Annotated in this window: 14 protein-coding genes; 11 read left to right on the plus strand and 3 right to left on the minus strand. The window is 55.3% G+C overall.

The genetic code is table 11. The annotated features are described in order from the left end of the window. Positions 1 to 128 precede the first annotated feature (128 nt). From ACZ1HV_RS11610 to ACZ1HV_RS11640, 7 genes are all read left to right on the plus strand, one after another. Positions 129 to 329 (plus strand): cold-shock protein, encoded by a 201-nt coding sequence (locus ACZ1HV_RS11610; RefSeq protein WP_298822087.1) that lies wholly within the window; start codon positions 129 to 131, stop codon positions 327 to 329. A gap of 72 nt (positions 330 to 401) precedes the next feature. Beyond that, positions 402 to 1,715: a tetratricopeptide repeat protein gene (locus ACZ1HV_RS11615; RefSeq protein WP_472718162.1), complete on the plus strand. Its 1,314-nt coding sequence runs from the start codon at positions 402 to 404 to the stop codon at positions 1,713 to 1,715. 127 nt (positions 1,716 to 1,842) lie between these two features. Beyond that, positions 1,843 to 3,444, plus strand: coding sequence for a B12-binding domain-containing radical SAM protein (locus ACZ1HV_RS11620; RefSeq protein ID WP_472718163.1), 1,602 nt, complete (start codon positions 1,843 to 1,845; stop codon positions 3,442 to 3,444). Positions 3,445 to 3,493: 49 nt separating this feature from the next. Further along, entirely contained in the window at positions 3,494 to 4,759 is a 1,266-nt protein-coding gene (locus ACZ1HV_RS11625) for a TCR/Tet family MFS transporter (RefSeq protein ID WP_472718164.1), read from the plus strand. Position 4,760: 1 nt separating this feature from the next. Then, positions 4,761 to 5,438: an alpha/beta hydrolase gene (locus ACZ1HV_RS11630; protein WP_472718165.1), complete on the plus strand. Its 678-nt coding sequence runs from the start codon at positions 4,761 to 4,763 to the stop codon at positions 5,436 to 5,438. 98 nt (positions 5,439 to 5,536) lie between these two features. Then, on the plus strand, positions 5,537 to 6,139 hold the full coding sequence (locus tag ACZ1HV_RS11635) for a hypothetical protein (protein WP_472718166.1): 603 nt from the start codon (positions 5,537 to 5,539) through the stop codon (positions 6,137 to 6,139). Between the two features lie 156 nt (positions 6,140 to 6,295). After that, positions 6,296 to 6,598, plus strand: coding sequence for an NIPSNAP family protein (locus ACZ1HV_RS11640; protein WP_472718167.1), 303 nt, complete (start codon positions 6,296 to 6,298; stop codon positions 6,596 to 6,598). 119 nt (positions 6,599 to 6,717) lie between these two features. On the opposite strand, the gene ACZ1HV_RS11645 is transcribed toward ACZ1HV_RS11640, so the two are convergent. Continuing rightward, a complete protein-coding gene (locus ACZ1HV_RS11645) occupies positions 6,718 to 7,761 on the minus strand; it encodes a M42 family metallopeptidase (protein WP_298822079.1) in 1,044 nt (347 codons plus the stop codon). Positions 7,762 to 8,061: 300 nt separating this feature from the next. Here ACZ1HV_RS11645 and ACZ1HV_RS11650 point away from each other — a divergent pair, with 300 nt between their 5' ends. Further along, entirely contained in the window at positions 8,062 to 9,147 is a 1,086-nt protein-coding gene (locus ACZ1HV_RS11650) for a patatin-like phospholipase family protein (protein ID WP_298822078.1), read from the plus strand. Between the two features lie 38 nt (positions 9,148 to 9,185). Next, positions 9,186 to 10,316: a penicillin-insensitive murein endopeptidase gene (gene mepA / locus ACZ1HV_RS11655; protein ID WP_472718168.1), complete on the plus strand. Its 1,131-nt coding sequence runs from the start codon at positions 9,186 to 9,188 to the stop codon at positions 10,314 to 10,316. On the opposite strand, the gene ACZ1HV_RS11660 is transcribed toward mepA, so the two are convergent. Next, positions 10,313 to 10,831 (minus strand): GNAT family N-acetyltransferase, encoded by a 519-nt coding sequence (locus ACZ1HV_RS11660; protein ID WP_472718169.1) that lies wholly within the window; start codon positions 10,829 to 10,831, stop codon positions 10,313 to 10,315. The two genes, mepA and ACZ1HV_RS11660, sit on opposite strands and share 4 nt — an antisense overlap. Before the next feature lie 244 nt (positions 10,832 to 11,075). On the opposite strand from ACZ1HV_RS11660, the gene lepA reads away from it, so the two are divergent. Further along, a complete protein-coding gene (gene lepA / locus ACZ1HV_RS11665; RefSeq protein ID WP_298822075.1) occupies positions 11,076 to 12,881 on the plus strand; it encodes a translation elongation factor 4 in 1,806 nt (601 codons plus the stop codon). 108 nt (positions 12,882 to 12,989) lie between these two features. Here the strand turns inward: lepA and ACZ1HV_RS11670 are convergent, their stop codons facing one another. Next, complete coding sequence (locus ACZ1HV_RS11670; RefSeq protein WP_472718170.1) at positions 12,990 to 13,826, minus strand: LysR family transcriptional regulator; 837 nt, start codon at positions 13,824 to 13,826, stop codon at positions 12,990 to 12,992. A gap of 104 nt (positions 13,827 to 13,930) precedes the next feature. Between ACZ1HV_RS11670 and ACZ1HV_RS11675 the strand changes: the two genes are divergently transcribed. Further along, the gene (locus ACZ1HV_RS11675) at positions 13,931 to 14,332 is read left to right on the plus strand and encodes a tautomerase family protein (protein WP_472718171.1); all 402 of its coding nucleotides are present in this window, start codon (positions 13,931 to 13,933) and stop codon (positions 14,330 to 14,332) included. Positions 14,333 to 14,353: the final 21 nt, after the last annotated feature.

A 14,353-nucleotide genomic window follows, 5' to 3' on the forward strand; every position in this document is an offset into this window, starting at 1 on the left:
ACTTTTATTCCGGATCGGATCTGACGAGTACTTTAGTTTTAACTTCAACATTGTCATCAAGGCGTTGAATTCGGCGTTTATCAAAGCCGTATAAATGCCTTGATACGGAGAATTGGAAAGCAATATCCATGCAACATGGAAACGTAAAATGGTTCGATCAGCGCCGAGGTGTCGGCAGCATCGAACCCGAAGACGGCGAGGACATTCCCGTCGAAATCTCAGCCCTGCACCGTTCGGGCATCGACACTTTGAAAGAAGGTCAGCTCGTTGCCTTTGATCTGGAGTGGCGCCGCGGGCAAATGGTAGCTGAAGATTTGAAAGTCCTGTAAAGTCACTTTCAGGTCTTTCCGAAAACAAGGGCGGTCCGACCGCCCTTTTTTATTGGCAGAACGAGTGACGACATGCAGATAGATACCAGGCTGCAGGAAGGCATTGATGCGCATCGCAGCGGAAATCTCGAAGGGGCCCTGGCGGCATACAAAGACGTCCTGACCGAAAACCCAGACCATGCGGATGGGTTGCATTTTCTTGGACTTCTTCATTTTGAGGCCGGCAAGGCGGATAATGCGGTGATCCTGATCCGCAAATCACTTGAACAAAATTCAAAAAATGCTGCGGCGTACAATAATCTCGGCAATATCCTGAAAATCAGCGGTCAATCCGACCAGGCGCTTGAAGCCTATGTGCGGGCAGTTGAACTGGAACCGCGCCATGAGGATGCCTGGAAAAACATCAGCCTCATGCTTGAGGGCGCCGACAATAATGAAGACCTTCTGCCGATCCTGAAGGAAGTTGTTCGGCTGGACCCGGACAATCCCAACGCCTGGCACAATTACGGTTTGTCATTGATGCTTGCCGGGAAAAAAGATGAAGCTGCCGAGGCCCTGGAGCGGTGCCTTGAATTCGGCTCAGACGTATGGTCGGACCCAGTCTGGCATGCGCGTGTTCTGTGTGCGCTCGGGCGACAGGAGCGCGCGGTCAGTCATCTGGAATCGGTTGTCGCGGCCAACCCGGACAACAAAGTCGCGCAGTATCAGCTTGCAGCGGTGCGCGGCGATGCTCTCGACCAGGCACCGGAAGACTACGTCAAAGAGCACTTCGACAGCTTTTCGGAGAGTTTTGACGATGTTCTGAGGAACCTTGGTTATCGGGCCCCGGAACTGGTCGCCGATACAGTGGTCGCGCTGGCGAAACAGGACAACAAGGTCTTTCAGGACGTGGTTGACCTTGGTTGCGGAACTGGCTTGTGTGGGCCATTGATCCGTGAACATTGTGACAAACTGACCGGGATTGATCTATCGCCCGGGATGCTTAAAAAAGCCAATGCGCTCAATGCCTATGATTTTCTGCTCGAGGTTGAACTTGTCGAGTTTTTGAATTCGGACCTGCCGACCCGCTTCGATCTTGCGGTTTGTGTCGATACGCTGTGTTACCTTGGAGATCTCGGCCCGTTCATGAAAGCCTTAAGCGGGGCACTCAAACCAGGTGGGCTTCTGATCGCCAGCGTCGAGCATTTGGCCGATACTTCAGGTCCGGACTATCGGGTCGACCCGACCGGGCGTTATGCCCATACACCGGAGTACCTGAAACGCAGCGCAGAAGCCGCGGGGCTCTCCTACACCAAGGAAGAACCGGTTGTTCTGCGCCGCGAACTTGGCAAGGATGTGCACGGACTTATTTTTCATTTGCAGAAGCCTGATGCGCTTTCCTCGTAACGGCCCGATCACATCGCCAATCATTTGTCGCAGCAACCGTTGACACTTCAACTGTTGTGCCCACGTGTAAACTTGATAATGTGTCGCCAGTTTTAGGACGGAATGCCCGTTCGAAAGGAAATTCAGCATGACGGAATGCAACGTATTATTGGTCTATCCGCGGTTTAACGCCGGTTCCTTTTGGAACTACGGCAAAACCTGCGAGATGGTTGGCGCCAAATATCCGGCACCACCCCTTGGACTGATCACCGTTGCTGCCATGTTGCCGAAGAACTGGAATGTGCGCCTGGTCGATCGCAACACAGGCGAGCTTGAAGAGGAAGATTTAAACTGGGCCGACATGATCATGACCGGCGGCATGCTGCCACAGCAGGCCGATTGCCTTTCCGTGATCCGCAAAGCTCAGGAAAAGGGTGTTCCGGTCGCTGTTGGCGGACCAGATGCCACCTCATCGCCTGAAGTTTATGAAGCCGCCGATTTTCTCGTGCTCGGCGAAGCGGAAGGCATCTTGAGCACTTTCATTGACGCCTGGAACGAGGGTGACCGCAAAGGACGCTTTACTGCTGAAAAATTCAAGGCCGACGTCACCTCAAGCCCGATCCCGCGATTCGATCTCCTGAAATTCGAAGACTATGTCCAGATCGGCGTTCAATATTCGCGCGGCTGTCCGTTCACTTGCGAATTCTGCGACATCATCGAACTCTACGGCCGCGTGCCGCGCACCAAATCCAACAAACAAATTCTTGCCGAACTCGATCGCCTCCATGAACTTGGCTACCGCGGCCACGTCGATTTCGTCGATGACAATCTGATCGGCAACAAGCGTGCCGTTAAGGGATTTCTTCCCGAATTGGCGGCTTGGCAGAAAGAACGGAACTATCCGTTTGAAATGTCAACCGAAGCCTCCCTCAATCTGGCGGATGACGAAGCGCTTCTGAAGATGATGCAGGACGCCGGGTATTTTTCTGTCTTTATCGGCATCGAGAGCCCGGACCCGGAAGTTCTTATCGCAACGCGCAAGAAACAGAACACGCGCAGGGATATCGCCAAGAGCGTTCACAAGATCTATGACGCCGGGATATTTGTCCTGGCCGGCTTCATCGTCGGCTTCGACGAAGAGAGCGACAAGGTTGCAGACGAAATCTCAGCCCTGATCGAAGAGGCCGCCATTCCTGTGGCCATGACGGGCCTTCTCTATGCGCTGCCCAATACTCAGCTGACGCGCCGACTTGCCAAGGAAGGCCGTCTGCACGCGGACTTCGGCACGGACGACCCGGACACGGTCCATGGTGACCAGTGCACTGCCGGCCTCAACTTCACCACCGTTCGGCCCCGCGAACAGATCCTCGAAGATTTCAAGATGGTCATCGATAGGGTCTACAGCCCGGAAGCCTATTTCAGGCGCGTTCAAAAAGTCGCGGAAATGCTGGACATGAAAGGCGCCAATGGTTCGATTTTCGGCGCAGGTTTTTTCCACGACATGAAGCAATTCGGCAAGTTGATGTATGCCATGACCTTCGAGGAAACGACCTATCGCGGCCCATTCTGGAAAACCCTGGCAAAAACGGCCTTCACGAACTTCCGAGCACTCAAGCCTGTCATGATGATGCTTGCGCTCTACGTTCACCTTGGTCCGTTTTCCCGGTTCGTCATGACGCAGATCGATCAACAGATCGCGGATATCGAAAAGGGCAACTGGGAACAGCCAACGCTGGTCGCCGCAGAGTAGTTGCGCTAAAGCACTCCGGTCCGATCCAAAACCCGACCAGGAAGGCTTTGTGAGAACCGGTCTGTCAAAACGCAACGCGCTTGGCTTCATACTCGTAACGCTGACCATCAATTCGATGGGCATCGGGCTGATGATGCCCGTCATGCCATCTCTGCTGACCGAGCTGACTGAATTGCCTGTCAGCGATGCCGCGCGCTGGGGCGGCGCCCTGAGCGTTGTCTACGCTCTCATGCAGTTTGCGTGCGGCCCGACCCTTGGCGGCCTCTCTGACCGGTTCGGGCGGCGTCCTGTGCTGCTTGCTTCCATGTTTGCCATGGCCGTGGACTATCTCATCATGGCACTGTCCTGGAGCCTGGTAATTCTCTTCATCGGCAGGACGCTTTCTGGAGTGGCTGGCGCTACGTTCGCGGCCGCATCCGCCTATATCGCCGATGTCTCCTCGAAAGAGGATCGCGCCAAGAACTTTGGCCTGATTGGTGCCGGTTTCGGTGTCGGTTTCGTGCTTGGGCCCATGATTGGCGGCTTTCTTGGCGAGTGGGGGCCTCGTGCACCGTTTTATGCTGCGGCCGCACTGTCGTTTGTCAATTTTCTGTTCGGTTATTTCGTCCTGCCTGAAACACTCAAGGAGGAAAACAAACGCAAATTTGAATGGAAGCGGGCCAATCCTCTCGGAGCGCTGAAACAGATCGCCAATTATCCTGCGGTCAGAACACTGCTTCTTGCAGTCTTCCTGTTCGATATCGCGCACTACGTCTACCCGGCTATCTGGAGCTACTATACGGAGGAAGTGTTTCGATGGAGCCCCGGCGACATTGGCCTGTCCCTGGCATTTGTCGGCATTGGCTTTGCCTTTGTTCAAGGATATCTCATACGCGTCCTGGAACCGAAACTCGGACCGGGTAGAACGCTTTTGGTCGGGCTGGTTGCCAATCTGATCGCGTTCACAGGACTATCCTTCGCGGATTCCGGTTGGATGGCCTATGCCATGGTCGCGTTCGCCTCCTTCGGTGCTCTGGCGACACCCGCCTTTACTGGTCTCATGTCCAATCGTATTCCGGACAACGCGCAGGGTGAACTGCAAGGCCTGATCTCCAGCGCGGCAGGCCTTTCCATGGTTTTCAGCCCATTTGTGATGACGCAGGTCTTTTCCCATTTCTCCGGACCGGATGCGGTCGTCTATTTTCCAGGCGCTCCTTTTGCCCTTGCAGGTCTCCTGATTCTGGCATCCATGCTGATCGCCCTGCCCTTCATGCGGCTCCAGCAGAAACCACCACCTGGCGCTCAACCGGAAGAGAAAGAAAACCCGGCAGAATGAGATGACAGATCCGCTGCATAATCTCGCCCTGGACGGCCCGCGTCTTGATCCGCTCGCTGGCAATACTGCACGCCAACTGGTTGTCTTGCTGCACGGGTATGGTGCGGATGGCACCGACCTCATCGAACTTGGCCACGCTTGGCAGGATCTGTTGCCAGAGGCTGTTTTTGTCGCCCCGAATGCACCTGAACCATTACCTTTCGAGGCTTTTGGCGGACGCCAATGGTTTGCCTTGGCGCAACGCTCTTTGCGCGAGTACCGAATTGGAGCCGAAGCCGCGCAAGCGATACTTGACAGATTTCTGAACACAGAACTCCGTCGGTATTCCTTGGACGACACCTCCCTTGCGCTTGTGGGTTTCAGTCAGGGCACAATGATGGCGTTGCAGTGCGGACTTCGCCGCAGGTTTTCACCTGCTGCCATTGTTGGATTTTCTGGCCTGCTGCCAGGTGCAGACTGTCTCGGCAACGTGAAAACCAGTTGCCCCATACTAATCGTGCATGGCACTGAGGACGATGTCGTCCCCTGTTATCATGCCGACGCCGCCCATACCGCGCTCACCAAGGCAGGGATTGCGTGTGACTTGCACAAGCTCACCGGCCTTCCCCACAGCATTGACGAACGCGGCCTGGCCTTGGGTGGTCAATTCTTGAAAGACCAGTTTTTCGGAGCCTCTTAGCCGGAGCCAATTGGTTAATGGCCTGTTAACCCTATTGCGCGATCCTCTAAGGACCTTTGCCGGCCCAGGACGGGCCGGGAGCCGAGGATCCACGCACGATGCAGATTTCGATCGAAACCACCACCCAGAGCGCAAGCATTTTCTCAGCCAGCTTCTCAAATGGCGTCCAGGATGGTCCGAAAGGCCATGCTAACGGTCATGAAATCGGACAGCGCAAAGGACAGCAGGCCGCACCGGCAGAAAGCCTCCTGGAAGCTGCAAGCAAAAAAGCCGAGGAAGATGCGGTGGTGATTGCGGCGCTGCAAGCCGCCGTCGAAAAGGGCAAAGGTGAAGACGAGGAAGATGCCAAAGAGGGTGCTTTGGCAACCGTCGAGGACTATCAGAAAACGGCGGGCAAGCTGAAGGTAGCTCTGGGCGAAGAAACTTCGGGGCCATCGGCGTCCGTTGCCTATGAAAGTGCGACGATCTCAACAACAACGATTGAAGCAGAAATCGGCGGTGAAACCTTATCTGCTCAATTCGTTTCCTTCGAGCGGGTCTCCTTCGACAGCGAAACCGGACTATCCGTTCGCTCCGCCAGTGCGTCGACAATCGAAGGTGACTTCGGGAACAGCTCCTTCAGCTATCAGAGCGCATCTGTGAGCGAGCTATATGCGGGAAACAGTGAACAGGTATCCAACCTGCTGGGAACCATCGCCTGATCGCAGGCAAGTCTTTCGTCGTATGAGCCGCCATTGACGCAATATGCGGCACAGCACCAAACCCCGCTGATCAGCGGGGTTTTTCCGTTTGAACTTATCTAGATTGCGTTGGCACAGACAATGTGCCTTGAGGTCAGCAGCAACGGGAGAAACGTGATGATTACCTGTTACATCAAGTATGAGATCAATCCGACGAAGCTCAAAGATTTTGAAGAATATGCGCGGATGTGGATCCCGCTCGTGGAAAAATTCGGCGGCACACACCACGGCTATTATCTGCCGCATGAAAGCCCAAGCGATCTTGCGGTGTGTCTCTTTTCCTTCCCCTCTCTGGCAGAGTACGAAGTCTATCGTGCCAAAAGCATGAAGGATGCGGACTGCCAAAAGGCATTTCAGTTCGCGGAGGACACAGCCTGCATAAGGCGCTACGACCGCCACTTCCTGCGCCCGGTGACCTGAAATCAGCAAAACCCGCAGTCATTCGCGAATGACTGCTGTCCCGGGTTTGCCCCGGGACCTCATGTTTTTCCGGTCATAGCCACTGCGTGAAAGCCACCTGGCAGAAACAGCCCGCCTGATCAGGCCTTCTTCAGGTAAGCAACCAGAATATCCAATGCGGCTTGAAGGTCCGACTTATGGATCATTTCGGTGACCGTGTGGATGTAGCGCGTACCGACGACGATACCAACAGCCTTGGCTCCGGCCGCAGCCTGCTGGGCAGCAGCGCCGTCCTGGCCACCGGCCGCCAGCATCGTGCGCTGGAACGGGACTTTTTCTTTTTCCGCCAGCGCCTCAAATTCCTTCACCAGATCCCGGTCGGCAATGAAACTCGAATCCTTCACATGAAGGCCAAAACCCGCGCCCTGAACCGTGGTCCGATCCTGCTCCGGAACGCCCGGTGTATCGCAGGAAAGGGTCGTATCTATGCCAAGGCCGATATCGGGCTTTATGGCAAAAGACGCGGTGCGCGCTCCACGCAGACCAACCTCTTCCTGACAGGTGAAGGCAACGTGGATTTCACAGGCATGCTTGACTTTGCCCAGTCCCTTGATCGCCTCAATACCCAGCCAGCAGGCAATGCGGTTGTCGAGCGCTTTTGAGACGATCTTGTCACCGATTTCAATCAAAGGTTCGTCCATGGTGACCATGTCACCTACCTTGATGACGTCCTTGGTCTTTTCTCCAAGGCCAAGATCAATCACAAATTCCTTGGGTTCCGGAATCTTTTTGCGTTCTTCCGGCGAAGAAATGTGGATCGGTTTGCCGCCCGGGTTCATCACGCCCTTGTAGTCACCCTCATCGGTGGACACGAGCACGCGCCTGGAGAACAGGTTGCGCGCGTCAAATCCTCCAACCGGCTGGACATGCGCGAAGCCCTTGTCGGTGACATGGGAGACCAGAAATCCGATCTCGTCCATATGACAGAGCAGCATGACCTTCTTCGGATCGCCCTTCTTCGAAGCCTTGCGACTGTTCCGCTTGCACAGAAGCGAGCCCATGGGATCGACCGTCACTTCGTCGAACAGATCCTTGATTTCGGCCTGGATCAAGTCGCGAACGCGGTGTTCGTGACCCGGCACACCCGGTGTTTCACAAAGGTTGCGGAGCAGTTCGATATTCATGGGGCATCCTGTCGGGGTTGATTTCCGGATCCGATCCTATGCCAAAATCCCCACACGGATAAAGAGCATAAGCGGCAAGAAACAGCGTAAAGCAGTAAATTTGACCTGACTTTTTTGAAGATAACCCCTGCTACGCCTTAACTGATTGGTCGTCAAATTCGCAATTTCGAACACGCAGTTTGTGCTTTGCCATTGCGGTGTCGTATTTTATCGCGAAAAATTGTTCCTAGATAAAAAAGACGCCTATCGCTTCTGCGAAAAGACGTAGCCCCTTTCGATTAGACCACTCGGGGACGGATCATGGCCCAGAAAAAACGTTTTATTCTCTCTATTGATGGCGGCGGTGTCCGCGGCCTTATTCCATTGCGTATTCTTGAAACGCTTGAAAACAGGCTTAACCAGCGCGGTGTCGGCGCGGGCTTGCACAAGGTTTTCGACCTGATGGCAGGCACCTCCACCGGCGGCTTGATTGCCGCAGGTTTGAGTGCACCGCGTCCTGGTGGCAGCATGGGTGAAGCCGCAGCGACGATTGCCGAGCTCAGAGCGTTCTACGAACGCGACGCGCGCGATATCTTCAACAACTCGATTACGACAAGACTGGCGCGAGCCGTCACCAACCCTTATGGCCTTTTTGATGAGACCTATGATGCACGGCCGCTTGAAAAGCTCCTGAAAGAGCGCTTCGGATGGACCTCCATGGCCAGTGCACTCACAAAGCTGGTTCTGACAGCTTACGACATCGAACAGCGCAAGGCCGTATTCATGACCAACGGGCTGGAGGAAAATGGCAGTCGTCCCGACGACTACTATTTCTGGCAGGCTGTGCGCGCGACCACGGCAGCGCCTTCCTTCTTTGAGCCCGCCAAGGTTGAAAACCTGACCCGCAAGCGAGATGAAGCGCTCGTCGATGGCGGTGTCTTCATGAACGACCCGGCCGTTGCCGCCTATCTCGAGGCACGTAAGATCGGGTGGGATCAGGATGAGATCGTCATTCTGTCGCTCGGGACCGGTAAAGCGCCCGAAAGGCCCTTCCCTTATAAGGAAGCCATCGGCTGGGGAGGCCTTGGCTGGATGCAGCCCTCAAAAGGTGTGCCGATCCTGTCGATCTTTTCCGACGGACAGAGCCAGACCGCAGCCTATCAGGCGGCACATCTGTTCGGTGATCTGCCGAATGTCACCTATTACCGACTGAATGCGGAACTCGCGCCGGACGGCGAAGACATGGACAACGCCCGGCCCGGCAACATCATTGCCCTGAACGGCGCAGCCGACGTTGTCATTCGTGACAACACGATATTCCTCGATGAATTTGCCGACATGTTGAAAGAGCACGCGGAAAGCAGGGAAACGGATGCAGGACCGGCCGAATTAGTGCATGCTGCCTGAAGCAAAAGGTGGAACCGGGCGCCGGAAACCCCTCCGGCGTGCACTGGCTCCACAAAGGCATTGATGCACGAGGTTCCAAAGTGGTCATGGACTGGAGACCGGCAGCCAGCAAATTGAGTCCTGCAATCGCCGCATGCGCAGGAGCTCTATTATTCGTTCTGTCGACCCCGGCGCTGGCGGCCGTTGTCCCTGTTCCAGCCGTCAAACCGGCAACCGCTGACAAGACGCACTATTCACCGAGCCTGAAGGTCATTGCGGGCACGCCTGTGCCCGCACGAAAGCGCGCCGTTCCTGAAGGTTACATTGCCAGCAAACCCGAACTGGTGCTTTATCCCGATTTCCCGGCCAAGAACTATTTCGGAGCCGCGAACGGTCCGGCCTCATTGAAGGCACGTGCCATAGGCTCTTACGCGAAAGGTTGTCTTGCTGGCGGGACGGTCCTGCCCGCCGACGGTCCGACATGGCAGGCCATGCGACTTTCCAGGAACCGTAACTGGGGTCACCCTGAACTGATCGCCTACCTGAAGGATCTCGCCGCAGATGCACCAAAGGTCGGCTGGAACGGCCTCTTGGTTGGTGATCTGGCACAGCCTCGAGGTGGACCTATGCTGTCCGGTCATGCAAGCCATCAGATCGGCCTGGATGCCGATATCTGGCTGAGAGAAATGCCCAACCGGCGCCTGAGCGCTGAAGAGCGTGAACAGATCTCGGCAATCTCTATGTTGAAAGGTCCACTGGATGTCAAAGGCGCCGATCGCCGTGTCGATCCGAACAAATGGACTGACGTTCACGCTCGGCTGATCCGCCGGGCCGCATCCGACAAGCGCGTCGCCCGTATTTTCGTCAATCCGACGATCAAGAAGGCCTTGTGCGAATTTGAAAAGGGAAAGAACCGGGCTTGGCTTCGAAAAGTTCGGCCTTGGTGGGGACACCATTATCATTTCCATGTGCGGCTATCGTGCCCGGCCGGCAGTGTCGGGTGCAAAAATCAGAACCCGCCGCCACCCGGCGATGGCTGTGGCGAACATCTGACCTATTGGTTGTCCGATGAACCCTGGGTACCGAAAAACCCGCCCAAGAAAGGCGAAAAGCCGAAGGTCGTGAAAAAGCGGCCGATGGCATTGGCCGCTCTTCCCAAGGACTGCCGGACAGTGCTGAAAGCAGACTAGCGTTCCGGAGCTGGCGCCTTTTCATCGAGCACCTTGGTCAGAAACACCAGATCCAGCCAGCGTCCGAATTTGGTTCCGATCTGCGGCAAGTGTCCGGTGACTTCAAAACCGAGCGCATGGTGCAGTCCAATAGACGCTGCATTGTCACCGTCAACCACGCCGACCAGTACATGATATCCATTTGCCGTTGCCGTCGAGATCAGCTGCTTCAGAAGCGTGCGTCCAACTCCCTGTCTTTGCACCTTCGGATCAACATAAACCGTGTGCTCGGCCGTCAGACGGTAGCCCTCCTTGGCGCGGAAAGATCCGTAACTGGCAAAACCGGCGACGCTGCCCGCTTCCGTTTCCGCCACCAACACAGGCAGACCTTCCAGTTGGCGGCTTTCAAACCAGCTTGTCCGTTCTTCCAGGGTTTCTTCCCGCGTTGTCCAGGCAGCCGTAGTCTCTCTGACGGCGTGATTGTAAAGCGCGAGGATGTCGGGAATGTCTTTCGGGTCGGCATTGCGAATTTTCATCATCGATCTCATGTCTTTTTCGTGCGTATTCCCGCACTGCGCGGCCATTAAAACCATAGTCTGGCACAGCGACAGACACATCATGTTTTGGACGCTCTTGCTGCCGTCAATTCACGTATTGACGGCGGTTTGCATTGAATGGTGCTTCAAGGAAAAAGTTGATCGTTAAAAAACCAACCGATTTCGGCGCTCAAAGTCCTCAATCCACTAGGCGAAATCGAATTGCAGTGGTAAAGGGGCGGCCATGACGACGAAGACGCTTTCCAATATCAGAAACTTTTCCATCGTAGCCCATATTGATCATGGCAAGTCGACTCTGGCTGACCGGCTGATCCAGATGACCGGCACGATGACCGATCGGGAAATGACCGAACAGGTCCTCGATTCCATGGATATCGAGCGAGAGCGCGGCATCACGATCAAGGCGCAGACGGTTCGGCTCATTTACAATGCCAAGGACGGCGAGCAATACACGCTGAACCTGATCGATACACCCGGCCACGTGGACTTTGCCTATGAAGTCTCCAGATCCCTGGCTGCCTGTGAAGGCTCATTGCTGGTGGTCGATGCGTCTCAGGGCGTTGAGGCCCAAACGCTTGCAAACGTCTATCAGGCCATCGACAACGACCACGAGATCGTCACCGTCCTGAACAAGATCGATCTGCCTGCTGCCGAACCTGATCGCATCAAGGAGCAGATTGAGGACGTGATCGGTATCGACGCGTCGGAAGCCTGCATGATTTCGGCCAAGACCGGTCTTGGTGTCGAAGATGTTCTGGAAGCCATCGTTCAGAAGCTTCCAGCACCGCAAGGCGATCCGGATGACACGCTCAAGGCGATGTTGGTCGACAGCTGGTACGACACCTATCTCGGTGTGATGGTCCTTGTGCGCATCATCAATGGTTCGCTCAAAAAAGGCCAGAAGATCAAGATGATGGGAACTGGCGCGTCTTACGACGTCGACAGGGTCGGTGCCATGACGCCGAAGTTCCTTCAGGTCGAAGAACTGAAAGCCGGTGAAATCGGCGTTCTTACCGGCTCGATCAAGGAAGTTGCCGATACGCGCGTCGGTGACACCATCACGCTCGACAAGAAACCCTGCGCTGAACCACTTCCAGGCTTCAAACCGGCGCAACCGGTCGTCTTCTGCGGGCTTTTCCCGGTTGATGCCAATGACTTTGAGGACCTGCGCGCAGCAATGGGCAAACTGCGCCTCAACGACGCCAGCTTCTCTTTCGAGATGGAAACCTCAGCCGCACTCGGCTTTGGTTTTCGCTGCGGCTTCCTCGGGCTGCTGCACCTGGAGATCATCCAGGAGCGTTTGTCGCGCGAATTCAACCTCGATCTGATCGCGACCGCACCGTCCGTTGTCTACCAGATTTCCCTGACCGACGGATCGCAGCTGGATCTGCACAACCCGGCCGACATGCCGGACATCGTGAAAATCTCCGAGATCAGTGAACCGTGGATCCGCGCGACCATCATGACACCGGACGACTACCTTGGTGGCATCTTGAAACTTTGTCAGGAGCGTCGCGGCATTCAGGTCGAACTGTCATATGTCGGTTCTCGAGCCATGGTCGCTTACGACCTGCCGCTCAATGAAGTCGTGTTCGACTTCTACGACCGATTGAAATCGATCTCGAAGGGCTACGCCTCCTTCGACTATCAGTTGTCCGACTATCGGGCAGGCGATCTCGTGAAGATGTCCATCCTCGTCAACGAGGAACCGGTCGACGCGCTTTCGGTTCTGGTACACCGCAGTCAGGCCGATCGGCGTGGGCGGGCGATGTGCGAAAAGCTGAAAGAGCTGATCCCACGGCACATGTTCAAGATTCCCATTCAGGCGGCGATCGGAGGCAGGGTCATTGCCCGCGAAACCATCTCCGCCATGCGCAAGGATGTGACGGCCAAGTGTTACGGCGGCGACGCCACACGCAAGCGCAAGCTCCTGGAAAAGCAGAAGGCCGGCAAGAAGAAGATGCGCCAGTTCGGCAAGGTAGAAATTCCGCAGGACGCCTTCATCCAGGCCCTGAAGATGGAAGAGTGAGAAAGCGGCTGGTTTTCTAGGTTGCCAATGTTCCAGTGATACTTTGGCGACTTTCGAACGCGCGGGCGCTGCATCGGTTGCTGGCCTGCCCCTGAAAATACGGCCCGCTCATGCGGTCCGAAACGCTTTCAGAATCGCAGAACCGATTGCTGCTTTTTCCCGGCTATAGAGGGCCATCCTTGTCTTGGGCAGCTTTGGAAGTTGATATTCCGCGCCGACATCCCGGCAACCATCCGGTACGTTGCGCTTGTCGAGACAAGCTATGCCGAGGCCTGAACTGACAGCCGCCTGAACAGCACTGACACCTGTGCCGATAAAGGCGTCCTCAAACCAGACGGCTGCAGTGTTCAAAGCAGTTGTTGCAAGCTGTCTCAAAGCGCAACTGCTGGCCAATGCCACCAGTGGCAAGTTGCTACCCGCTTCCCATTGAAAGTCATTTGCAGCCGTCCAGACCAGTTCTTCCTCAAAAGCTGTCTGTCCCGTAGCCTCAACATCTTCAAAACGCACCAAGACGGCATTGAAAAGACCCGACTTGTAGTCACGAAAAAGTCTGCCAGATAACCCAACCGTGACATGCCAGCGACACTCCGGCAGTTCGTGACAGAGTTTCGCGATGATCTCCGGAAGCCGCGCTCCGGCTGCATGATCGCTGATGCCCAACAAAACCTGTTTGGGTGTGTCCTTGCCGTTGACCCGCGAAATCACCCGATCGTGCAATTCAATCAAGTCGCGTGCATCGTTCAAAAACCTTGTGCCGAATGGGGTCAACTGAACAGACCGCGGAGAACGTGCAAGCAATGTATCGCCGAGCCGCTCTTCCAACTTCTTGATCTTGACGCTGACAGCCGACTGGCTCGCACCGGTCAACAAGCCCGCCTTTGTGAAACTGTTGGTTTCGGCAACGCCGATGAAAGCCCGAAGAAGGTCTGGGTCCAAATCAGTCATAGCTCTATTCTATTTTCGAATTTTAAATATATCAAAGATTTGTTTTGCTTATCTTTAGCTGCCGATTAGCGTCCTCTTGTTGCCGCAAACACTTGGAGGTTGATATGCCGCTCACCCAGATTTCCATCCGCAAGGGCTCAAAGACCGAGGCTCAAAAGCGCACGCTTTTCAACGAGATCTATACGTCGATGCGTGAGACGTTCAATGTGCCGGAAGATGATCGGTTCATGACATTGAGTGAACACGCAGCCGAGGATTTTGTCTTTGGCCGGCACTATATGAATATCGCCCGGTCCGACGATCTTATCTTGATCCGGCTGACCGTGAGCGACACGCGCAACACCGGGCAGAAACAAGCGCTCTTCAAGCGAATTGCCGACAGTTTGGAGCGCGAACTGGGCGTACGTCCGGAAGATGTCTTTATCAGTCTGGTTGAAACCAAATCGGAAAACTGGTCGTTCGGACATGGCATAGCGCAATATGCAGAAAAAGCACCTCAGACCTGAGAGGCCAAGGAAGGGTGGCCG

The organism is Roseibium sp. JB4-4, assembly GCF_055693425.1.

Bases quoted from the DNA above. Each gene is read 5' to 3' on its own strand.
- ACZ1HV_RS11610 (WP_298822087.1), top strand. From the start codon at position 129: ATGCAACATGGAAACGTAAAATGGTTCGATCAGCGCCGAGGTGTCGGC.
- ACZ1HV_RS11615 (WP_472718162.1), top strand. From the start codon at position 402: ATGCAGATAGATACCAGGCTGCAGGAAGGCATTGATGCGCATCGCAGC.
- ACZ1HV_RS11620 (WP_472718163.1), top strand. From the start codon at position 1,843: ATGACGGAATGCAACGTATTATTGGTCTATCCGCGGTTTAACGCCGGT.
- ACZ1HV_RS11630 (WP_472718165.1), top strand. From the start codon at position 4,761: ATGACAGATCCGCTGCATAATCTCGCCCTGGACGGCCCGCGTCTTGAT.
- ACZ1HV_RS11635 (WP_472718166.1), top strand. From the start codon at position 5,537: ATGCAGATTTCGATCGAAACCACCACCCAGAGCGCAAGCATTTTCTCA.
- ACZ1HV_RS11640 (WP_472718167.1), top strand. From the start codon at position 6,296: ATGATTACCTGTTACATCAAGTATGAGATCAATCCGACGAAGCTCAAA.
- ACZ1HV_RS11645 (WP_298822079.1), bottom strand. From the start codon at position 7,761: ATGAATATCGAACTGCTCCGCAACCTTTGTGAAACACCGGGTGTGCCG.
- ACZ1HV_RS11650 (WP_298822078.1), top strand. From the start codon at position 8,062: ATGGCCCAGAAAAAACGTTTTATTCTCTCTATTGATGGCGGCGGTGTC.
- ACZ1HV_RS11660 (WP_472718169.1), bottom strand. From the start codon at position 10,831: ATGAAAATTCGCAATGCCGACCCGAAAGACATTCCCGACATCCTCGCG.
- lepA (WP_298822075.1), top strand. From the start codon at position 11,076: ATGACGACGAAGACGCTTTCCAATATCAGAAACTTTTCCATCGTAGCC.
- ACZ1HV_RS11670 (WP_472718170.1), bottom strand. From the start codon at position 13,826: ATGACTGATTTGGACCCAGACCTTCTTCGGGCTTTCATCGGCGTTGCC.
- ACZ1HV_RS11675 (WP_472718171.1), top strand. From the start codon at position 13,931: ATGCCGCTCACCCAGATTTCCATCCGCAAGGGCTCAAAGACCGAGGCT.